This is a genomic window from Shewanella ulleungensis (assembly GCF_014648315.1).
GTDB classification, from domain to species: Bacteria; Pseudomonadota; Gammaproteobacteria; order Enterobacterales; family Shewanellaceae; genus Shewanella; species Shewanella ulleungensis.
This window is the reverse complement of sequence record NZ_BMQW01000001.1, coordinates 305,470-328,708: the sequence shown is the minus strand read 5'-3', so window position 1 is coordinate 328,708 and position 23,239 is coordinate 305,470. Positions and strand designations below refer to the sequence as shown.

Genomic DNA, 23,239 nt, shown 5'->3' with positions numbered 1-23,239 from the left:
GCTAAGTTATTTTAAAAACAACACTACTACCAATAAAAACACCTGTTACATTTAACTGGTGTTTTTATTTGTTTGAAAAGGTAAATCAACAAACTGTTTACATTAGAATATTTCACTATACCTGTGTGTCATTACATATGCCGTATTAAACTAACTAACCATATATTAAACAGATCTAAACTCCAGCGAAACTGATCTATAATGTTACATAATTTCTATTAATGTTATCGCAGGATTGCTAATGTATAAAAGTCTCGTATCTTTGGCGGTCATCGCCAGTATTTCAGCCCCAGCAGCTATGGCTGAAGAGGAAGGTCTAAATCTTGAGCGTATTCAGGTAATTGGTTCACGTATTGCCCTACGTACAGCCACTGATAGCCCAACACCTGTTGATATTATTACCTCTGAGCAACTTGAAGCTACCGGGATAACCGAAACAGCAAAAGCGCTTCAATTTGCAGCCCCTAGTTACAGTTTTCCTTTTTCATCAATTACTGACGGCAGCGATGCGGTCCGTCCAGCGAGTTTACGCGGCATGTCACCAGACCACACCTTAGTGTTGGTAAATGGTAAACGTCGTCACGGCTCTGCGTTAGTTCATTTATCAGGCACTGTTGGGAAAGGTTCTTCAAACGTTGACTTAAATGCAATCCCAATGACTGCAATTAAACGCATTGAAATTTTGCGTGATGGTGCTTCAGCACTTTATGGCTCAGATGCCATTGCTGGTGTGATTAACGTTGTACTTAAAGACAGCGATGAAGGCGGCAGTATTTCAACCCAAATAGGCCAAACCTATGAAGGTGACGGTGAGCAAGTCCGTGTAGGCGTTAACCAAGGATTTAGCATTAGCGATGACGGGTTTGTTAACGTATCGTTAGAAGCACATCAAAAGAATTCAACCAACCGCGCAGGTTTAGATTCTCGTCAACAATACCCTACTTTGGCTGATGGCAGCTTAGATCCACGTGAAGAAACGTTTGATCGCTTAAACCACCATGTTGGTGACAGCGATTATGATAACTACGGCTTATTTGTTAATGCTGAACAAGCCATAACAGACACCAGTAAAGTGTATGCATTTGGCGGTATAAGCAAACGTACATCTACCTCTGGAGCGTTTTATCGCCGTGCGTTAGATTCGCGTAATATCATTGAAGTTTATCCAGATGGTTATTTACCGCTAATAAGCCCAGAAATTATCGATTTTTCTTTCTTATTAGGTTACGACTTTGAAATAGGAAAATGGACTATTGATGCATCTGCCGGTTACGGAAGTAACAGCTTTGAATATAACGTCGAAAACACCATCAATGCTTCTTTAGGCCCAACAAGCCCTACCGATTTTTATGCTGGCACTCTGTCTAACAGCGAGTTAAATCTAACGTTAGATGCCTCAAGCTATTATGATTTTTATAATGACTCAGAAATCATGGTCGCTACTGGTGTAACATTTCGTGAAAGCGGCTATGAAATTGAAGCGGGTCAAGAAGAGTCATATATCCTAGGTGACTACGAAAATAAAGCCGGTGGTAGCCAAGGTTTTGGTGGATTTACCAAAGAGTCTGAAGTCGATGAAGACCGCACTAACGTAGGTTTATACATAGAACTTGAAAACCAATTAACCACAGATTTCTATTGGGCTGCGGCGATACGTTATGAAGATTATTCAGATTTTGGTAATAACACCAGCTGGAAATTGTCGGGACGTTATGATTTGACCGATAAGTTAGCATTTCGTTTAACCACAGATACAGGTTTCCGTGCACCAAGCGTGCAACAATTGTACTTTACCAATGTGTCGACCTTTTTTGACCCAGATCCAGTCACTGGCGAGTTTGTTCCTAGAGAGTCAGGTACTTTCAACCAGTTATCGGCAATTAAAGAAGCGTTAGATATCCCTGATCTTAAAGCCGAAATCTCTCACTCTTACAGTGCAGGTTTTGTTTATAACGGTGATAATGGCTTTACAGCCACATTAGATGCTTATCAAATTAATGTTGATGACCGTATTATTTTATCTGGCTCTGTCGATCAAGAAAGCTCACCTGTTATCGCTGCAGCGCTTGCGGGCACCAATGCAGAATCGGCGCGTTTCTTTATGAACGCAGTTGATACTGAAACCCAGGGTGTTGATTTGGTCATGACGCAACAATTTGACCTAGGTCAGTTTGGTGATGTGTCGGCTAATCTTGCTTACTCATACAAAGAGACTGAGATTAAGTCAGTTAACTTGCCAACTATTCTCGATGGCTTAGAAAGTGAGTTATTTGATCGTATTGAAGAAATTCGTATGACCGAAGCGACCTCTAAACATTCTGGCAACATTGGTTTCACTCATCATTACGATGACTTTACGACTAACTTACGTTTCAGCTACTTTGGTGATTACACTGTAGGTTATTCTTCAAGTGAAGTGGAATACGATGCCAAATGGACAACCGATTTAAGTACGCGTTATCAAGCGACTGATTCACTAGCAGTTACGCTAGGGGTTCAAAATCTGTTTGATACCTACCCAGAGAAACGTCCTGAAGATAATAATTTCAATGGTATTTTTGTTTACCCACTGACGAATACACCATTTGGTTTTAACGGCGGATACTACTACTTAGATCTACGTTACACTTACTAAGTCCGTTTTTAATCTCCCAATATGTATAAATACAGTTAGGACAACACACTAAATATAAAAAAGCATCGAATATTATTCGATGCTTTTTTAATTTCTAGTTAGATACCATTATCTGGCCAATGCTTGTTTAACAATAAAGTTTATCTTTATATTCTTTAGCAACATTGTCCCAGGTAAAACGTTGCTTTGATGCATTTTGCGCAACGTGTTGCCATTGCTCAGTTTGATAAAGTGCCAATATTTGTTTAAAGCGTGCTACCAATGCAGTGCCTTGTTCAGACAAAGAGGCTCCGGAAAATGACCAACCACTGACATTATCAATAATAGTGTCTTTTAACCCACCTACAGCGTGTACCAAACAAGGTTGTCCCGCGCGCATGGCCAGCATTTGGCTAATACCACAAGGTTCAAAGGAACTGGGCATTAAAAACAAATCGCCTATACGATAAAGCTCCTCGGATAATGCTTCATCATAACCATGCATAAACACCAAATTATCGTGTCTTGCAGCTACGCCTTGAAGCTGTCTGGCAATATGCAGATCACCACTGCCAAGTAGCATTAAGACACCATCTGGCTGCTCCGATTTGAGTGTATCTAGTAATGCATCAAGCACGGTCGACACCTGTTGATGTCCGTGCACATCGACACACGGTTGTAATAAAATCAGCACTTTTTGTTCAGTTAAGCGCCCTACAGATGTTAGTAAAAATGGCGTTTTGGCATTATCACTGTTCATTGTATTAGCTAAAGAAAGAGTTAATAAACGAGTATTAAGTTGTGATAATCGACAAAGAGCTATGCTGTCTATAGCGCTCACCTCAGATACTTTTGCTTGCCATTTAAGCAGTGCATTTTGCGCCATAACAAGGAATGCTGCATAGCGTTCAATACCTGCTTGCTCTGCTTGTTCGATATCGCTGTACATGCAGCCATTAATAATACCAATTAACTTTTGTTGCTCAGCTTTTGCTAATAAATCGGCTTCGAGCCCCTCCCCCCCAAAAAAGCCTTTTGCATGATCAGATGGCAATAAAACTTCTTGAGCATAAGTGGGTGACACCAAATGTACTCTGTCACTCAACACAATTCCCATTCGCATTGGGTTAATACAATTGCCATAGCGCGGATCAAATATACTCAACTTTGCTATTGGTTTAAGCTGATTAACAAATTGCGGGAACCAAGCAGCAAAAGATGACTCATCGCCATTAAACGGCCTAATACCCTGCAGTGCTAAATTGTGGATGGTATACACACATGTTAACTCTTTGAGACTACTAAAATCATCAACGCATTGCCTTAACATTGCCACCATTGCCGCATGCCAATCATGTAAATGCAGTACCGTATAACGCGGAAGAATATGGTCAATTAAACACGTAGCCACACTCAATGAAAATAAGGCGAACTTAGTAGCATCATCGGCAAAAGGTCTGTCATGGGCGCCATTACAATAAACTTGCCCATGATGATTAAATAATGGATGGTCAAATAGATACACCATAGAAGGATTAGATTGCATCTGTTCAGGCAACATATTGGTGTCTGACACGCCATTAATAGCTAACACATCACTTTTGCTGGTTGGTCTTGGCATACAAAATACTTTGACATAATGGGTTGCCCCAGCAAAATTAAGGGTGATGTTGGCATAATGTTTAGCATGGTAGTGAGCGGCCAAAAAACCATAATTTGGCATTGCCACGTCTGCAATCACGCCACATTGCGCCAATGCTGGCGGTAAGTCACGGATCACGTCCGCCATACCGCCAACTTTCGCCCCTTGTAATGCATCGTTCTCTGCTGCAACCAGCAAAACGCGGTTTACATTTTCTTGGGTCATTAATGGATCCTTATTCATAACCTACGGCTAAACCTAACATTTTACGTGTCACCAAGGTTATCCCTTTTTCTGAGACTCTAAATCCACGGGCGCGATCGTGCTCCTGGTTATAACCGATAACCATACCGTCTGGAATAATGCAGCCTCGGTCAATAATTGCATTTTGTATTTTGCAGTTTTTTAACACCACCACATCGGGCAACAACACTGAATCTTTTACCGACGAATATGAACATACGCGTACTTCATCAAATAACACGCTGCGTTTCACTTTCGCGCCTGAAATAATACAACCGCCAGATACAATAGAATCCACTGCCATACCACGACGATCTTCATCATCAAAGACAAACTTAGCGGGAGGTAACTGTTCTTGATAAGTCCAGATTGGCCATTTTGCATCATACAAATTAAGTTGTGGTGTAGGAGACAATAGCTCCATGTTGGCTTGAAAAAATGAATCTAATGTTCCTACATCACGCCAGTATGCTGGCTCATCTGGCACAGCACTGGTAAAAGGATAAGCATACACATTAAATTGTTCAATGATTGCCGGAATAATGTCTTTACCAAAGTCACGATCTGAATTTTCGTTTTTAGCGTCCTTCTTCAACTGGTCAAATAGAAATTTAGTATTAAAGACATAGTTACCCATTGATGCTAAACATTTTTCTGGATCTGTTGGTGTTGGCTTTGGATTGGCTGGTTTTTCTTCAAAACCAATAACACGCATATTTTCATCGACTTCCATTACCCCAAAAGCCCCAGCAGCTTCTGCGATCGGCGTTTCTAAACAGCATACCGTCATATCAGCACCTGATTCGGCATGCGATGCCAATAAGCCTGCATAATCCATACGGTACACATGGTCACCTGACAAAATCATCACGTATTTTGGGATTTCATGTCGAATAATATCGATATTTTGAAATACGGCATCGGCCGTACCCTGATACCAATTACCCGAAGTTTGTTGTGATGCAGGTAAAATCTCAACAGATTCGCCCAACTCCTTTTTAAAATGGCCCCAGCCACGAGTAACATGCCGAATAAGCGAATGCGATTTATATTGGGTCACCACACCCACACGACGAATACCGGAGTTAATACAGTTAGACAGCGGGAAATCGATAATACGAAACTTACCGCCAAAATATAGCGCTGGTTTAGCACGCCAATCGGTTAACTCATATAAACGAGACCCACGACCACCCGCTAAAATAAGTGCATAGGTATCACGAGTTAAATTACTAATATAACGAACATTACTCATAAGCAGACTCCATTCGGCTCTTAATTAAGAGCCACGATTAATAAGCATATATCCACGCCTTACGGTACAACGTAGCGATGTTGCCATCACATTGGTGTTACTTTTTCATCCAAATATCATCGCGATAACCCGATATGGTGTTATCGCTCGAAAAGCGACCACTGGCGGCACTATTTCTAATACTGACTTTTTGCCATTTATTTTGGTCTAAGTAGGTTGCTGAGACGTTTTCTTGGGCAATACGATAGCTGTCGAAATCTGCGGCGGTCATCCATTGATCGTAAGGATCGACAATTGAAGCAATGATGTGATCAAATATTCCGGGCTCGACTAAATTGAAATGACCACTTTTGAGCATATTCATTACTCCATTTAGAGCCGGTGAACTCGCGATAATCTCTTGTGGTTGATAATGGGCTTTAGCTTGACTGACTTCATGCGCATTTAAGCCGAACAAGAAGAAGTTTTCTTTGCCTACCTCTTCTAACATTTCAATATTGGCACCATCTAAGGTGCCAATAGTTAACGCGCCATTCATCATGAACTTCATGTTTCCGGTGCCAGAAGCCTCTTTACCTGCGGTTGATATTTGTTCAGACAAATCGGTACCTGGACAGATTTTCTCCATCGCACTCACGTTATAGTTTGGTAGAAATGCCATTCGAAGGTAAGGCGAAACAAGAGGGTCAGAATTGACCATGTGAGCAACATTATTGGCTAGCTTAATGATTTGTTTTGCCATGGCATAACCAGGAGCCGCTTTGCCACCAATTAATACACAGCGCGGTGCCATCCCTTCTGTGTCGCCATTTAATATACGGCGATATAAATGAATAACATGCAAAATATTGAGCAGCTGACGCTTGTATTCGTGAATACGCTTAACTTGGACATCAAACATCATTTTCGGGTCAAATGTGACACCGCATTGTTGTGCTACAAATTCACTTAATGCTTGTTTGTTGGCTAATTTAATCTCGGCCCATTCTTCGACAAATGCCTTGTCACTGGTAAAGGCATTGAGAGCTGCAAGGCGAGTTAAATCGGTTATCCACTCATCGCCCAAACGACGAGTAATTAATGATGCTAATTTGGGGTTGCAATATGCTAGCCAGCGCCTTGGCGTAACGCCGTTGGTTTTGTTATTAAACTTGTGTGGCCATAATTGATAAAATTCACTAAACAAACCCTGTTTGAGTAATTCAGTGTGTAAACCCGCAACACCATTTACGGAAAAGCTGGCCACTATCGCCAAGTAGGCCATTCTAATCTGTTGCTCTGGACCCTCTTCGATGATGGACATATCAGCTAACTTTTTGATGTCACCTGGCCAATGATGTGCAACTAACTCAAGGTATCTGGCATTGATTTCAAAAATGATCTCTACAATACGCGGGAGCATATTTTTCATCATGGCAACGGACCATCGCTCTAATGCCTCTGGCAATAACGTATGGTTGGTGTAAGCCATAGATTGACTAGTGATCTCCCATGCCTTATCCCAGCCTAAACCATATTTATCCATCAACAGGCGCATTAGCTCTGGTACTGCAATACTTGGATGCGTGTCATTTAATTGCAAAACATTGCGGCTGCTAAACTCACTAAAATCTTCGCCGTGTTTAGCGACATAACGAGTTAATAAATCCTGTAAGCTGGCAGACGATAGAAAGTACTGTTGTCTTAATCTGAGCTCTTTGCCGTTAACACTGGCATCATTGGGGTATAAAACCATGGTAATTTGTTCTGCCAGGTTTTTTGTCGCTACAGCTTCAGCATAATCACCGTCATTAAACTCAGCTAAATCAAACTCGTCGTTGGCTTCAGCTTTCCATAAACGTAAGGTGTTAATTCGGCCATTGTTAAAACCAGGAATAGGCATATCATAAGGTACAGCTAACACATTTTGCGTGTTAGTCCATATATGATGACGGCGGCCGTCTTTGTCTACATACGTTTCTGTATGACCAAAAAAAGGCACGGTTACAATACGATTTGCAATGCGCACTTCCCAAGGGTTGCCGTGACGTAACCAACGATCCGGACGTTCAACTTGGTATCCATCAATAATTTTCTGAACAAACATGCCATATTGATAACGGATCCCATATCCAGTCACCGGTAAATCAAGGCATGCGCAACTGTCTAAGAAACACGCAGCTAAACGCCCAAGGCCACCATTACCTAAACCAGCATCTTGTTCTACTTGTTCAAGATCCTCTAATGTTGTGGCGTAATCGGTAAGCACTTTTTGGGCTTCGTCAGTGAGATCTAAACTCAGTAAAGCATTGCCTAACGCACGGCCCATTAAAAACTCTAACGACAAATAAGCCACCTGCTTTTGCTCGTATTGATTGTCTTTAATCCGAGTTTCACGCCAATTATCCAGCATCTGTTCTTTGACACTTTCTGCCACAGCGGTGAATAATTCATCTTTTTCATGTTCATCGCGACATAAGCCATAGCGAATATGACGAGCAAGTGAAGCTCCTAATGTGTCACATGGCTCACAAGGTTCAGCTGCTTCGGTAGCCTGAGCCTTAACGGGAGTAGCCACCTTTGTTGACTTAGTTGGCTTTTTGCGTGTTGTCGGGGCTTTTTTAACGCTGGCGCTTTCTTTAGCTGTGGTCATCCATCACTCCTTGGTAAATTCGGTATGAAATAACATTAAACTGCGATCCATTAACAACACTTGCTGACTGTCATCAACCTCAGGTTCCGAGGTTTGGGTGTGCAGTAAACAGTGCCAATGTTTTAAGTGCGAAAATTGCGGAAAAGTAAATGTATGTGCTTGGTCATCAACGTTAATCAGCAATAATAATGCTTCTGTGCTTTCAGGCACGGCACCCACATCGGCATGGCCTAAATTGCCGGTCACAATGACACTTAACGTTCGGGTGTGATGCTCGCACCAATGTGATTTAGTCATTGCTTCGCCTTGACGATTAAACCAAGCTAAACCATTGTCGAAAAGCGCTTCAGGCTTATGAATAAAAGCTTGGTGGCACAACATCGGAAAGCGTTTGCGTAAACTGATTAATTGCGATGTAAAGTTAACTAATGACCAATCTATATTGTCCCAATCAAACCAACCTATGGGATTGTCTTGGCAATAGGCATTATTATTACCTTGTTGGCTTTGGCCTGATTCGTCACCGGCAAGCAACATAGGTACCCCTTGGGATAACAGTAAACAGGTAAGCAAATTGCGCTTTTGGCGATCGCGAGTGGCATTAATCACCTCGTCAGCGGTTTCCCCTTCGACACCGTAATTGTCACTACAGTTTTCTTGGTGGCCGTCACGATTATCTTCGCCATTAACTTGATTGTGTCTGTCGCGGTAACTGACAAGATCGTGCAAGGTAAACCCATCATGGCTGGTGATAAAATTGATGCTGGCGGAAGGACCACGACCATTGTGTTCAAAAAAGTCACTAGATCCATGAAAACGTTTAGCAAACTCAGGAAGTAAGCCGCTATCTCCACGCCAAAAACGACGCATGGCATCGCGGTATCTGTCATTCCATTCGCTAAAGGCTACGGGATAATTCCCTAGTTGATACCCGCCAGGGCCAATATCCCAAGGTTCAGCAATTAATTTTACTTTGCACAATACAGGGTCTTGAGTAATAGCATCAAAAAATCCACTGCCGGGGTCAAAACCGTAAACCTCGCGGCCTAGACAACTGGCTAAATCGAATCGAAAGCCATCAACGCCCATTATCTCTACCCAATAGCGCAATGAATCCATCACTAGCATCAACACTTGTGGATGATTTAAATTAAACGTATTGCCACAACCCGTATCATTAATGTTGAAGCGATTATCGCTTGGCAATAATCGGTAATAACTCGCGTTATCGATGCCACGGAAACTATAAGTTGGACCAAGATGATTCCCCTCGGCTGTGTGATTAAAAACCACATCCAAAATGACTTCAATTCCAGCTTGATGTAAACATGACACCATGTGTCTAAACTCTGCGATATCTCCCTTTGCATCTGCAATATAACCGCTGTGCGGCGCCATAAAAGCTATACTGTTGTAGCCCCAGTAATTGTTTAGGTGTTTTTCGGTTAAAAACGGTTCGTCAAAAAAACCATGTACGGGCAATAGTTCAACACACGTGACGCCAAGGTTTTGTAGATAATCAATCACAGGCTGGCTCGCTAGGCCTGCAAAAGTACCCTGCTCTGCGGTATCTATAAGAGGATGTTGCTTGGTAAACCCTTTGACATGAGTTTCAAATAACACACTTTTATGTAATGAATTTGCCAAAGGCGCTATAGGAATATCGGCGACAAAATCGCAGCTAATCACCTGACATTTAGGCATATAGGCTGCGCTGTCTTGGGTATCAAATGACAAATCTTCTGTACTGTCACCAACATCGTATCCATACAAAGCAGGATGTTGAATAACCTCACCCACTAGTTTTTTCGCGTAAGGATCTAACAGTAATTTATGATGATTAAAACGGTGACCTAATTCAGGTTGATAAGGGCCAAAAACACGGTATCCATATAATAATCCGGCTTGGGCACCATCAAGGTGGCAATGCCAAATTTGCCGGGTTGTGTCGCGCATAATATATTGTGCAACTTCAACTTGGCCGCTAGGATCAAATAAGCACAGAACCACTTTAGTTGCATGGGCAGAAAATAACGAGAAATTCACCCCGTCATTATCAATTGTTGCCCCTAATGGATAAGGGTAACCACTGGTCATTTGCATAACACACCCCTGTATAGTGATAAACCGAAGTAATTCATATTCATGTTTTATTCGCTATGACTTAAAGACTCAGGCAGCAATACCGTACAACCTAATGGCGGCACAGTAATCACGATACTATTTTCCATCCCTTGCCATGCAGTAGACTGCGCGATACATGGACCTTCATTAATGACATGACTACCACCATAATGCGCATGATCGCTGTTAAGCACTTCTTGATAGTTATCAGTACTTGGCACGCCAACACGGAAACCGTGATGCACTTGCGGTGACATGTTGACCACAATGATCGCGTGCTGTTCCGCGTTCTTGGCATAGCGGCAGTACACTAAAATATTGTTGTCGGCGTTATTACAATCTAGCCAGGCAAAACCTTCACTTTGATGATCGCATTCGTATAAGGCTGGCGTTTGTAAATAGCAGTGATTAAGATCGCGCACCCAATCTTGTATCCCTTGATGCGGGGCAAATTCAAGTAAATGCCAATCTAGACTTTGGTTATGATTCCACTCATTTCGTTGCGCAAACTCATTCCCCATAAACAATAGTTTCTTTCCTGGATGTGACCACATAAACCCTAAATAAGCGCGCAAAGTAGCAAATTTTTGCCAATCGTCTCCGGGGATTTTATGCAGCAAAGACCCTTTACCGTGCACAACTTCATCATGGCTGAGCGACAAGATAAATTGTTCGGTAAAGGCATACACCAAGCTAAAGGTAAGCTCACCATGGTGAAAACGCCGGTAAAGAGGGTCACAGCCGATGTAACGTAAGGTGTCATTCATCCACCCCATGTTCCATTTAAAACCAAAACCCAAGCCATTGTGATCAGTGGGCTGGGTGACTCCTGGCCACGCTGTTGATTCTTCAGCAATCATGTTGATGCCAGGAAAACATTGATACATGCGAGCATTTAATTCTTGTAAAAATTGTATAGCTTGCAGGTTTTCGCGGCCCCCGAATTCATTCGGCACCCATTGATCAGCTTTACGGCTGTAGTCGAGGTACAACATTGATGACACAGCATCTAATCGCAAACCATCAAAATGAAATTCATCGAGCCAATAATGGGCGTTACTGTACAAAAAACTGCGAACTTCAGCGCGACCATAGTTATATATTAACGTGTCCCAATCTGGGTGTTCGCCTTTACGAGGATCCTGGTGTTCATATAAATAGCTGCCATCAAAACGGACTAAGCCATGTGGATCTCGTGGAAAATGTGCCGGCACCCAATCCAGTAAAACAGCGATATCCTGCTGGTGGCATGCATCAATAAAGGCTTTAAGCCCGTTAGCATCACCAAAACGATAAGTGGGTGCGTATAAACCAACTGGCTGGTAACCCCATGAGCCATCAAATGGAAATTCGCTTATGGGCATTAATTGCAAATGGGTAAAACCCATCTCTTTCACATAAGGTACCAACTGATTAATTAATTGCGGATAATCTGTGTAGTTTTGACCATCAACTCCTGCACGGCGCCAAGACGCTAAGTGCACTTCATAAATTGACATAGGTTGTTGATGGTTATCTTGCTGGCTTCTGTCAATTAGCCATTCAGCATCTTGCCATTCATATTGCATTGACGTTGGAATTTTTGACGCATTATGCGGTGAAGGTTGCATGGACACAGCGTAAGGATCAGATTTAACCACGGTATTCCCATAAGCATCGGTAATGGCAAACTTGTAATGCTGCTCAGGTTCAACATCTACAAGAAAAATATCCCATAATCCGCTAGCAGGATGAAACCGCATAATGTGGCGCTTAGCATCCCACAGATTAAAGTCACCAATTAATGCTACTTTTTTAGCATTTGGTGCCCAAACACAAAAGTGAATGCCTTTTATGCCCTGGTGTTGGCGCCAGTTGGCACCTTGAAAACGGTAGCTTTGTAATTGACTGCCTTCATTGAATAGAAAGACATCTTGTGAATTTAACAAACTGTCATATTGATACGGATCGTTAAGTATCTGCTCACATAGTGGATATTGGACCCTCAACTCGTAGGCAAAAGGTTTCACTCTGCGGCCCATTTTGCCAGCGAATAACCCTTGCTCGTCGACTTGCTCAAGACTGGCAACTTTACGGCCATCTTTGGTGCTAATCACGTCAATGGCTAAAGCTCCCGGTATTAGGCAACGAACGATTAACCCTTTACCGTCAGAACTTGGGTGCATACCAAGTAATGAAAACACATCGGTGTATTCACCATTAACTAAGGCGGTATCGCTACCGTACTGAAAATATGCTGTGGCTTCAGTCATATACATTGATCCATTTTTGTACAGAGTTATTGTTCTGAGTTAGTGGATAAAGACACATTGGCAGCAAATGCAGGGTTGCTGGCTTGTCTTGCTTGTTTAATGGCACTCAATCTTTGCTGCACTTTATTACTTTGTGACATTTGCTGAATGCTTAATGGCAAACGTCGTTGCCAATTTGGGAACTCTTTCCAAGTACCAGGAATATTCACACCATGCTTATCTGCAACTAAATCACTTAGTTGCACGCTAAATAACTGTGCATTACCTTTTGCTGCCACACTGATCCAGGCCAGAATAACCTTGTCAAAATCTAACTGATCAAGCTCGCTACTTTCTGTGGGTTCCAACGCCCCTTCGCGGATCAGCAAATCGATAAGCTGTTGCTTTTCTGCATGCCGTGTTGCTAGCAATTGCTGCAATTTATTGTCGTTATCGATTAATTCAAGTTTACGCCTGAGTTTAAGATCATCACCTGTCCACCAAGCCGTTATCGTGGGTACGTCGTGGTTAGCTAACATCATTAAGCTTTGATGTTTATAATCTTTAGGTGATTTAAAACCATTGTGGTCTTTACAAAAATAAAACAGTTCATTCGAAAAAATACCTGCATGTTGCAACCGAGACACAATCTCGGGCGGGACAATCCCAAGATCTTCACCAATCACTATGCAACGAGCACGTTGGCTTTCAAGACAAACGATGGCAAGTAAAGTCTCAAGCGGATAATAAACGTAACCGCCCTGACCTAGATCACGATTAAGCGGCCACCACCAAAGCCTTAATAAGCCCATGACATGATCTATGCGAAGTGCACCACAGCTTTGCATATTACTGCGAACTAATTGGATAAAATGACTGAAATCGTGCTGCTTTAATTTCACAGGATCAAACGGCGTTAAGCCCCAATTTTGACCTTGTTCAGCAAAAGGGTCTGGCGGTGCGCCGATACTGGCGTTATCACAAAACAATCCTAAATTCGCACTGATTTCGGCGCCATGACTAACAGCACCAACGGCTAAGTCCCGAATGAGACCAATACTCATACCGCACTGTTTAGCGTTTAGCTGACACGCCTCGAGTTGTTCATGGGCGACAAATTGTAGGTACAAATAAAAACCAGCATTTTGATTGAAATATTTAGATGCCAAATTAATTTCTTTTTCGACAAATTGCATTAATGCACTTTTATCTTGTTCAACAAAAGCCAAATAAGCCCTATATCTAGTACTCTCAGGCTTAACGTGTTGCTGACAAAAAATTTGATACAACTTTTCGAATGCGGCGTATTTCAAGCTTTGTACTTCATCATAATTAATCAGTTGTGCTTGATTTATAGCTTGTCTTTTTTGTTGCCACTGCTGAGAGGTTAATTCTGCTTGAACCTCTTTGTATTCATAAACGGCTTCAATTTGAATATATAACGGATTTAATCGACGGCGATCCGTTGGACTATAAGGACTAGGATTTTCTGGCTGGCTAATATCGAGTGCATGCAATGGATTGAGCAAAATAAAATCAGCACTGGCGTGAGACGCATAATCTATAAGCTCTGCTAAATTGCCAAAATCTCCGATCCCCCACTGCGAATCATTTCGCAGTGCATACAATTGAGCATTAAGACCCCATGGTTGCTTTTGAACTGCTGTTGGGGAGTTGATACGCCCTTGATACGCCATGCGTGGCGCAATCATGATTTGGCCATATAAGGTATTTGCGCGACATGAATCGCCAATAAAAGACAGACTAATGTGGTGATAGCCTAACTGTAAATTAGGTTTGTCGAGCAATAAGCGGTATTGGCAATAACGTTGGCCGTCGATATGGTACTCGCCAACAATGCTGCAATCTTGACATTTTACTGTCACGGATAAGGTATCGATACCTTCGCCAAATACGGTTATTTTAAATGCGTACAGATAATTGTCTGGTAATTGTACATCTATGTGCGGTTTATCTATCTCACACCATTGAAAGCGGTGTAAAGGTAACAACCAAGGTTCAACATCAAGATGCTCAATACGTTTAGCTACTTTAGTATCAGTAATCAAACTTGCATATTCAGATGGATCACAATGATGTTGATTAAACGATGTAGGTAATAACATCGTGGTTAATATGCCCTGCCTGTCCATAGCAGGAATGTGCACAAGCTCACCGAAACAATCGATAAACTCTGCTCCAACGCCTTGCAAATATAGCAACTTCTCAAGTCCCATATTTGTCATCCCTCGCGATTATTAACTGTATGAATTCCAGCAGATACCATGCCAGTTAATCATCACAAATTGATTACAAATAAAAGGCAATAACATGACAAGATCAAACCCTTTGCAATCATAGGCTTACTTAACAAAAATACATATTAAAACAGACATTTAATACAGTTGTATTAAAATATTTGACTGCACTAAAAAAGCGCGGAGCTAGCTAAAACGGTGCAATATTTAAGCATAAAAAGCTCACGTTTGGATAAAATGGTGCAGCATATTGTTTGAGAAATGAAATGTTAATTTAATAGCCTGTTCATTAGAAGGTTTGGCTGTGTGTTGAACATGTTGTGGCGCTTTTTGTCATCACGCTGTCCTGTTATGATGAAATGAGATCATCAACAGGTGAGTTAAGAGATATAATAGACTAATGAATAAACATGAATTTCAAATGCGTTATCGTTTACATCAATTAAGTGCAGCCATTGCATCTGCACCGACATCGTATTTGGGTCGCCAGGCGGCCGTGTTAATTCCAATTATTGAAATAGATCATCAACTGCAAATTGTATTAACCCAACGGGCAATGCATTTACGTCATCATCCAGGACAAATTAGTTTCCCTGGTGGCAAAGTTGAGCCTACCGACTTAAATGCCATCGACACGGCATTGCGCGAAGCCCAAGAAGAAATAGGCTTAAGCGCAGAAAACGTTGAGGTTTTAGGCTTATTTCCGCCACATAAAACATTTACAGGGTTTGAGATAACGCCAGTTGTGGGTTTTGTAAAGCAACCCTTCGAGTTAATCATTGATCCGGGCGAAGTTGCAGACTGTTTTACCGTGCCATTAAGCTTTTTTATCAACAGAGATAATCGACATGAGGTATTTCATTATCGACATGGAAAACGCTATCACGTTCATTTCATGCCGTTTGAAGACCGCTTTATTTGGGGGGTAACGGCAGCAATAATTGATTTATTATGCCGCCATGTCACATTAGATTAATTGGATGAGTTAAATAACGTAGCGAATGTATAGTCCAGCAGATAACGACACCACAAGAAGTAAAGGTATATTGACCCAAAAGCCAATCCTCGTGGTGGTTTTAGCATAAAAATTAACGAGCAAGTTTAAAAAGCTCACACCAGCACAACACCAAATTAAATACTCTAATTTAATCGTCAGATCAGGGTCCCAATAGAGACGCACTGACACGCCTTTACTCAAAAAATACCCCACGGCACGATCAGGCCTTGCCTCACCATAAACAATTAGCGCATAAATGGCCAAGCTCCAACCTAAAAGCGATAATACGGTCAACACGACTTGCAAAATACCTAATCGAGACATGTCCTAATCCTTGGTTTACACAATATGGCACACTCATACTTTACGATTAACATTCACACTGATAATTGATGAAGGTAAGAGCGATAACGATAATCGGCTTTGACTTAACTCGCTCATTTGCCAAATATTTAACCGACTTAGTCAAAAGTAACACAATAATCATTATAGAATAGCGTTTTAAGCTTGAGAAAAGCCACCAGCAAGGTAAGATAAACCCAAATTTATATTCATAATTCGATACGTTGGAGAATTAAGCAACAATGAGCATTACATCTGTCGCTTCTGTATTTAAAGGTGAACACGCAATCGGTTCGCAAGTCACTGTACGTGGCTGGGTAAGAACTCGCCGTGATTCTAAAGCTGGTATCTCTTTCTTGGCCGTTTATGACGGTTCATGTTTCGACCCAATACAAGGTGTCGTGCCAAATAGCCTAGCCAATTACAATGACGATGTATTGAAATTGACTGCCGGCTGTTCTGTGGTAATGACCGGTGAAATCGTCGCGTCTCCTGGTGCTGGTCAAGCATTTGAATTGCAAGTCTCTGACGTTGAAGTCACTGGATTTGTTGATGACCCAGATACTTATCCTATGGCCGCTAAACGACACTCAATTGAGCATTTACGTGAACTTGCTCATTTACGTCCACGTACCAATATTATTGGTGCGGTGGCGCGTGTACGTAACTGTTTATCACAAGCTATTCACCGTTTTTACCATCAGGAAGGTTTTATTTGGGTATCAACGCCATTAATCACCGCCTCTGACTGTGAAGGTGCGGGTGAAATGTTCCGGGTATCTACATTAGATATGGAAAACTTACCTCGTACAGATGCTGGTAAAGTGGATTATGACAAAGACTTTTTCGGTAAAGAGTCATTTTTAACTGTATCTGGTCAGTTAAACGCAGAAACTTATGCTTGCGCTTTGTCTAAAGTCTACACTTTCGGACCAACCTTCCGTGCTGAAAACTCAAACACGACTCGTCACCTTGCAGAGTTTTGGATGGTTGAACCTGAAGTGGCTTTCGCTACATTAGATGATGCAGCAGAGCTCGCAGAAAAAATGCTTAAGTTTGCGTTTAATGCAGTGCTTGAAGAGCGTATGGATGATTTAAGCTTCTTCAACGAGCGTGTTGATAAAACGGTAATTGAGCGTTTGCAGGCTTTCGTGAGCAGTGACTTCGCACAAGTTGATTATACTGATGCAGTAGAAATCCTTAAAAACTGTGGTAAGACGTTCGAATTCCCAGTTGAATGGGGTATTGATTTACAATCAGAGCATGAGCGTTATTTAGCTGAAGAACACTTTAAAGCACCTGTTGTAGTGAAAAACTACCCGAAAGACATTAAAGCGTTCTACATGCGTTTAAATGATGATGGTAAGACAGTTGCTGCAATGGACGTGTTAGCCCCTGGCATCGGTGAGATCATTGGTGGAGCGCAGCGCGAAGAGCGTTTAGATGTGTTAGATGCACGTTTAGCTGAAATGGAATTAAGCCAGGAAGATTACTGGTGGTACCGAGACTTGCGTCGTTATGGCACTGTGCCTCACTCAGGGTTTGGTTTAGGTTTTGAACGTTTGGTATCATATGTTACCGGCGTGAACAACATCCGTGATGTTATTCCATTCCCACGTGCACCACGTTCTGCAAACTTCTAATATCCTAGAGTTATAGTGAATTGATGTGAAAACGCGCATTTACGGCGCGTTTTTTTCATCTAATTAGGCCTTAAGTAATTCAAAATCTATTTCTGGCAAAGATTCAAAACCAGGTTTAGCAAAAAGATAACCTTGCATCAGTTCGATACCGGCATTTTTTAACCAAAGATACTCCCCCATAGTTTCAATCCCTTCAGCTAAAACTGTGATATTGAGTTCTTTCATCATATTCAAACAGTGACTGATGATGACCTGACGTGTGGTATTTAAATGAATATTGCGGATAAGCCCCATATCAAGTTTAATAATATCAGTTTGAAAGTCGGCTAATAAATTCAACCCCGAAAAACCAGAACCAAAGTCATCAGTAGCAGTTTTAAACCCTAACGCTTTATAATAATTAACGATTTTTTTAATATGGTCGCTATCTTCGATTTTTTCCACTTCAGTAAACTCAAACATAATGCGTTCAGTGGGAAACTGATATTTTTTAGCCGCTTCAAGAGTGGTACGAATACAGCGTTCTGGCTTATAAATCGCATTAGGTAAAAAGTTAATGCTCAGCATTGAATCGATACCCAACTTAGCAGCTAAAGCTATTGCTTTAATACGACAAAGTTGATCAAACAAATAACGATTATTGTCATTCACCTTAGAGATAATAGAATAAGCGGATTCGTTATTAACGCCGCGCACTAAGGCTTCATAACCAAATACATCCATGGTTTGACAATTAATAATCGGTTGGAAAGCCATGGTAAAATCAAAGCCAAGCTCGTTATCATCGATACAATGATTACACACTACTTTGTCGCAATTTATATCGTCTGATTTCATATTTATACCGGCTCATTATTAGTCGTTTCCGCATTTATGCGTAACAAGCAATTCAATTAAAACGTTAAAGTAAGTGTAGTCTACTAAGATAAATTAACTGTTTAAAATAATTTGTTCACGAAGTTGTTTTACTTCATCGCGCAGGGCAGCGGCTTGTTCAAATTCTAGGTTTCTGGCAAATTCATGCATTTGTTTTTCAAGTGCGTCGATTTGATGACTCAAATCTGCAACACTTGTGTATGTAGCACGATTGTCTGCTACTTGTGCATACTTACCTTGTTGCTTATGCTGGCCTTTTGCTTTTTTAGGATCACCAACATCCATCACATCGGTAATACTCTTCACTACACCGCGAGGTACAATACCCAGTTTTACATTATGCTGATGCTGCTTTTCACGACGGCGTTCAGTTTCACCCATAGCTTTTGCCATTGAATTGGTAATTCTGTCTGCATAGAGAATCACTTTCCCGTTGACGTTACGCGCAGCACGGCCAATAGTCTGAATAAGTGAACGTTCCGAGCGTAAAAAACCTTCTTTATCTGCATCGAGAATACACACTAATGACACTTCAGGTAAATCTAATCCTTCACGTAATAAGTTAATCCCGACTAATACATCAAAATGGCCTAAACGAAGATCTCGAATAATTTCAATTCGCTCAACCGTATCAATATCTGAGTGTAGGTAACGTACTTTAACGCCATGTTCGTCGAGGTATTCAGTTAAGTCTTCTGACATACGCTTGGTTAACGTTGTGACTAATACTCTCTCGTTAACCGCAACGCGTTTATGAATTTCTGATAATAAGTCATCTACTTGGATGCCAACTGGACGAACTTCAAGTATTGGATCGAGTAACCCGGTTGGACGAACGACCTGTTCGGCAATTTCACCCTCGCTTTTATCGAGCTCATATTGGCTTGGTGTTGCCGAGACAAAAATAGTTTGTGGCATTAGACGCTCGAATTCTTCAAACATTAATGGCCGGTTGTCCAGTGCTGAGGGTAATCTAAATCCGTATTCGACTAGATTCATTTTACGGCTACGGTCGCCTTTGTACATGGCACCAATTTGCGGTACTGTCACATGCGACTCGTCAATAATCAGCAAACCGTCAGCAGGTAGATAATCAAGAAGTGTTGGTGGGCCTTCTCCTGTACCTCGCCCAGATAAATAGCGCGAATAGTTTTCGATACCTGAGCAATAGCCTAATTCAACCATCATTTCGACGTCATATTGCACTCTTTCGGTGATCCGTTGCGCTTCTATTAGTTTGTTGTTGTCGAGCAAAAATTGGCGGCGATCTCGTAATTCTTCTTTAATTTCTTCTGTTGCCGCTAAGATTTTTTCACGTGGCGTAACATAGTGCGTTTTAGGGTAAATAGTGGTTCGAACAATGCGCTTATTAATTTGCCCTGTCAGCGGATCAAACTCGCTTAAACGTTCTATTTCATCGTCAAACAATTCAACACGGATAGCTTCACGTTCAGATTCTGCTGGGAATATGTCAATCACTTCACCACGGACACGATAAGTGCCACGCTGCAGCTCAATATCATTGCGCTTGTATTGTAATTCACTGAGTCGAATAAGAATGTCACGCTGCCCCATAAAATCACCCTGACGAAGATGCAGTAGCATTTTCATGTATGATTCAGGATCACCCAGACCATAAATCGCAGACACAGATGCAATAAGCACCACATCTTTGCGTTCTAATAATGCTTTCGTCGCCGATAAACGCATTTGCTCTATGTGAGCGTTAACCGATGCATCTTTTTCAATAAAGGTATTTGAAGCAGGTACATACGCTTCGGGTTGATAATAGTCGTAGTAAGACACAAAATACTCGACCGCATTGTGAGGAAAAAACTCTTTCATTTCTCCATAAAGCTGTGCTGCGAGAGTTTTATTCGGCGCCATAATGATGGTAGGACGGCCCATTTGCTTAATTACATTCGCTATAGTGTATGTTTTACCAGAACCGGTCACACCTAATAAGGTTTGGCTGGCAATGCCTGAGTGTAGACCCTCGACTAATTGATTGATTGCTGTGGGTTGATCGCCCGCCGGCTCAAATTTGGACTCTAAGGTAAAAACTGACTCTGACACTGCGTGAATTCCTTATTAATTGAACTGTTCATGATATACCTAAATGCTAATAATTTGCGACTGTAAATATCGATAGATGGCAAACTTCAATCAACTCATTTATGTCAACTGACACAGCAAACTAAGCAATAGCAACGATCTTATGTTAAGGAAGCGATATCAATTAGATTGAACCCATTATTAGCAGCTTGAATGAATAAACGGTAACGAAAGTGATCAGTCATCGCTGAGCGTTTACAGATAGTCGCCGCCACTAAAAGGTTTTAACAATTCGATGCATTAAATCATGTTGTGTTTAACGATGAACAATCAAATTAGCCGTTCGTACACAACAAACCATGCCTAAGCAAACCCATATAAGCTGGACGATTACGATCGTTTATTTCCATAGCTAAATTAATGATGACAACATTACGATCCTTTTGTGAAAGTTATAGACAAGAGCGCTTTCTTACTAAAAACAGCATATAAATCGGTGAAAAACTAAACTAAATTACAATTTAATACACAATCAACAATGCAAACTGATTACAATTTTGCAATACACAGAACAGTGAAAAAACAAAACAGTTGATTTTTGTATTTATCTGAATTTAAACAAGTTAATTTATCGCTAATGAATAAGTGCATTTTAACCCCAAACCATACTCAGCAAGGGATTCAAGGCCGTTTACAGTAGAAGTCCACAAGTTTATCCACAGATTTAGTGGATAACTCACAAAATACCAATGTGGGTGCGGGATAGCGCGATGACAGGATTCACAAAAGCGTAAGAATGTTTTGATGAAATTAAATTACATTTGATAAGTAATACGAAACAACAAGACAATCGGATCATGAGTTGTTAGCAGTTATTTCAAGTAAAGTGTATTCAAACGCTTTGATCCCGAGCACTATATATCACGACGATTAGAGCTTCATTTTCATTAACGGATATCGTTATCCCTCACAATGTTGATCTTGTTCATTATAAAAAGTTCACCTAATACCTCAAACAAGAGCAGTAATGTATGCTTTGCTCTAGCCACTATGCTAGAAGCCTTAATACGTCTAAGAATAATACGTTAAAAAAGAAAGCTCCAAACCATATATCCTCATCATAGTGCTAAAGAAAGCAGTAGTGCATGGCTTACTCTATGTGTGCTTACGAATATCATTAAACCGTCGAGCTCGCTTTTATGCTTGTTCATCGGGGGGATCTAAAAACCTAAATCGCAAGAGTTGTTACAACGGCGATTAAAACTGCAAATTTAATCTTTAATTTTAAGCGTTAAGTTTGAAACGGTGCTATATGTTCCACTCTCTGTTTAGTGAACGCGACATCAACGGACACTGAATAGTTTTTATCTAAGTATTTAATTTCTATTCATTGTTCAAAAATCGACATAAATGCCCAAAAGTCGTGCACGATGTGTATTTGGTAACCAATTAGTCACATAAATGCGTTTTTTTTTATAACTCGAGTTGACTCAGTTACCAGAGCGTTTTACTATGCGCTCCGTTCTCAGCAATACATTGCTAAAAACGTTTCCCCAGTAGTTCAGTTGGTAGAACGGCGGACTGTTAATCCGTATGTCACTGGTTCGAGTCCAGTCTGGGGAGCCAATTTAGTAAAGTGAGTTAAGAACGTAAGCGTAATTCCCCAGTAGTTCAGTCGGTAGAACGGCGGACTGTTAATCCGTATGTCACTGGTTCAAGTCCAGTCTGGGGAGCCAACGTTTAATGTTATCGATTTCGTTTCCCCAGTAGTTCAGTCGGTAGAACGGCGGACTGTTAATCCGTATGTCACTGGTTCAAGTCCAGTCTGGGGAGCCATCGAGATAACATATTTGAAATAACAATTCCCCAGTAGTTCAGTCGGTAGAACGGCGGACTGTTAATCCGTATGTCACTGGTTCAAGTCCAGTCTGGGGAGCCATTTCAAAAAATATGAATAGTAATAATACACTTCCCCAGTAGTTCAGTTGGTAGAACGGCGGACTGTTAATCCGTATGTCACTGGTTCGAGTCCAGTCTGGGGAGCCATTATTATCATTTACCCTTCTTAAAAAAAGCACCTTCCCTCATCTGTTAATTTAACCTCTTATTTTGTGCTGTATTTTTCATTAATTGAAAATTGGCCTCACAGATTGTTTCTCTACTGTCATTTTACGGTTTAATTTTAAATAAATTTCCTGTCATTATAATGCTTTAGGTTAATAATAATTTAATATTACACCTGTTATCATATAATTGGTTATTATATACACTAATGTGACAATACATTACTCATTATGCCCATCCAGACGACACTGTCACTGACGACA

At 41.2% G+C, this 23,239-nt stretch carries 12 protein-coding genes and 5 tRNA genes; 8 read left to right on the top strand and 9 right to left on the bottom strand.

What is annotated here, in order from left to right; all coding sequences use genetic code 11:
• Positions 1-241: 241 nt before the first annotated feature.
• Positions 242-2,635, top strand: coding sequence for a TonB-dependent receptor plug domain-containing protein (locus tag IEY40_RS01420; RefSeq protein WP_188952638.1), 2,394 nt, complete (start codon positions 242-244; stop codon positions 2,633-2,635).
• Positions 2,636-2,762: 127 nt separating this feature from the next.
• Here IEY40_RS01420 and IEY40_RS01415 read toward each other — a convergent pair whose 3' ends face one another.
• The 6 genes from IEY40_RS01415 to malQ all read right to left on the bottom strand — a co-directional run bounded on the left by IEY40_RS01415 (position 2,763) and on the right by malQ (position 14,978).
• Entirely contained in the window at positions 2,763-4,481 is a 1,719-nt protein-coding gene (locus IEY40_RS01415) for a glycogen synthase (RefSeq protein ID WP_188952636.1), read from the bottom strand.
• A gap of 10 nt (positions 4,482-4,491) precedes the next feature.
• Complete coding sequence (glgC, locus tag IEY40_RS01410; protein WP_188952634.1) at positions 4,492-5,754, bottom strand: glucose-1-phosphate adenylyltransferase; 1,263 nt, start codon at positions 5,752-5,754, stop codon at positions 4,492-4,494.
• Positions 5,755-5,851: 97 nt separating this feature from the next.
• Positions 5,852-8,386 (bottom strand): glycogen/starch/alpha-glucan phosphorylase, encoded by a 2,535-nt coding sequence (locus tag IEY40_RS01405; protein WP_188952632.1) that lies wholly within the window; start codon positions 8,384-8,386, stop codon positions 5,852-5,854.
• Positions 8,387-8,389: 3 nt separating this feature from the next.
• Entirely contained in the window at positions 8,390-10,489 is a 2,100-nt protein-coding gene (glgX, locus tag IEY40_RS01400; RefSeq protein WP_188952630.1) for a glycogen debranching protein GlgX, read from the bottom strand.
• A gap of 47 nt (positions 10,490-10,536) precedes the next feature.
• Positions 10,537-12,762, bottom strand: a complete 2,226-nt coding sequence (gene glgB, locus IEY40_RS01395; protein ID WP_188952628.1) for a 1,4-alpha-glucan branching protein GlgB — start codon at positions 12,760-12,762, stop codon at positions 10,537-10,539.
• A gap of 26 nt (positions 12,763-12,788) precedes the next feature.
• Positions 12,789-14,978, bottom strand: coding sequence for a 4-alpha-glucanotransferase (gene malQ, locus IEY40_RS01390; RefSeq protein ID WP_188952626.1), 2,190 nt, complete (start codon positions 14,976-14,978; stop codon positions 12,789-12,791).
• Positions 14,979-15,399: 421 nt separating this feature from the next.
• Between malQ and IEY40_RS01385 the strand changes: the two genes are divergently transcribed.
• Positions 15,400-15,975 carry a CoA pyrophosphatase gene (locus IEY40_RS01385; RefSeq protein WP_188952624.1) on the top strand — a complete coding sequence of 192 codons (576 nt, stop codon included), beginning with the start codon at positions 15,400-15,402 and terminating at the stop codon, positions 15,973-15,975.
• 9 nt (positions 15,976-15,984) lie between these two features.
• On the opposite strand, the gene IEY40_RS01380 is transcribed toward IEY40_RS01385, so the two are convergent.
• On the bottom strand, positions 15,985-16,320 hold the full coding sequence (locus IEY40_RS01380; protein WP_188952622.1) for a hypothetical protein: 336 nt from the start codon (positions 16,318-16,320) through the stop codon (positions 15,985-15,987).
• A 260-nt stretch (positions 16,321-16,580) separates the two neighbouring features.
• Here IEY40_RS01380 and asnS point away from each other — a divergent pair, with 260 nt between their 5' ends.
• Positions 16,581-17,981, top strand: a complete 1,401-nt coding sequence (gene asnS, locus IEY40_RS01375; protein WP_188952620.1) for an asparagine--tRNA ligase — start codon at positions 16,581-16,583, stop codon at positions 17,979-17,981.
• A 63-nt stretch (positions 17,982-18,044) separates the two neighbouring features.
• On the opposite strand, the gene IEY40_RS01370 is transcribed toward asnS, so the two are convergent.
• On the bottom strand, positions 18,045-18,818 hold the full coding sequence (locus tag IEY40_RS01370) for an EAL domain-containing protein (RefSeq protein ID WP_188952618.1): 774 nt from the start codon (positions 18,816-18,818) through the stop codon (positions 18,045-18,047).
• 93 nt (positions 18,819-18,911) lie between these two features.
• Positions 18,912-20,933, bottom strand: coding sequence for an excinuclease ABC subunit UvrB (gene uvrB, locus IEY40_RS01365; RefSeq protein ID WP_188952617.1), 2,022 nt, complete (start codon positions 20,931-20,933; stop codon positions 18,912-18,914).
• Between the two features lie 1,529 nt (positions 20,934-22,462).
• Between uvrB and IEY40_RS01360 the strand changes: the two genes are divergently transcribed.
• The 5 genes from IEY40_RS01360 to IEY40_RS01340 all read left to right on the top strand — a co-directional run bounded on the left by IEY40_RS01360 (position 22,463) and on the right by IEY40_RS01340 (position 22,958).
• Positions 22,463-22,538 (top strand) — tRNA-Asn (locus IEY40_RS01360).
• A 34-nt stretch (positions 22,539-22,572) separates the two neighbouring features.
• A tRNA-Asn gene (locus tag IEY40_RS01355) sits at positions 22,573-22,648 on the top strand.
• 24 nt (positions 22,649-22,672) lie between these two features.
• Positions 22,673-22,748: transfer RNA gene (locus IEY40_RS01350), tRNA-Asn, on the top strand.
• A gap of 27 nt (positions 22,749-22,775) precedes the next feature.
• Positions 22,776-22,851: transfer RNA gene (locus IEY40_RS01345), tRNA-Asn, on the top strand.
• Positions 22,852-22,882: 31 nt separating this feature from the next.
• Positions 22,883-22,958, top strand: a tRNA-Asn gene (locus IEY40_RS01340).
• Positions 22,959-23,239: the final 281 nt, after the last annotated feature.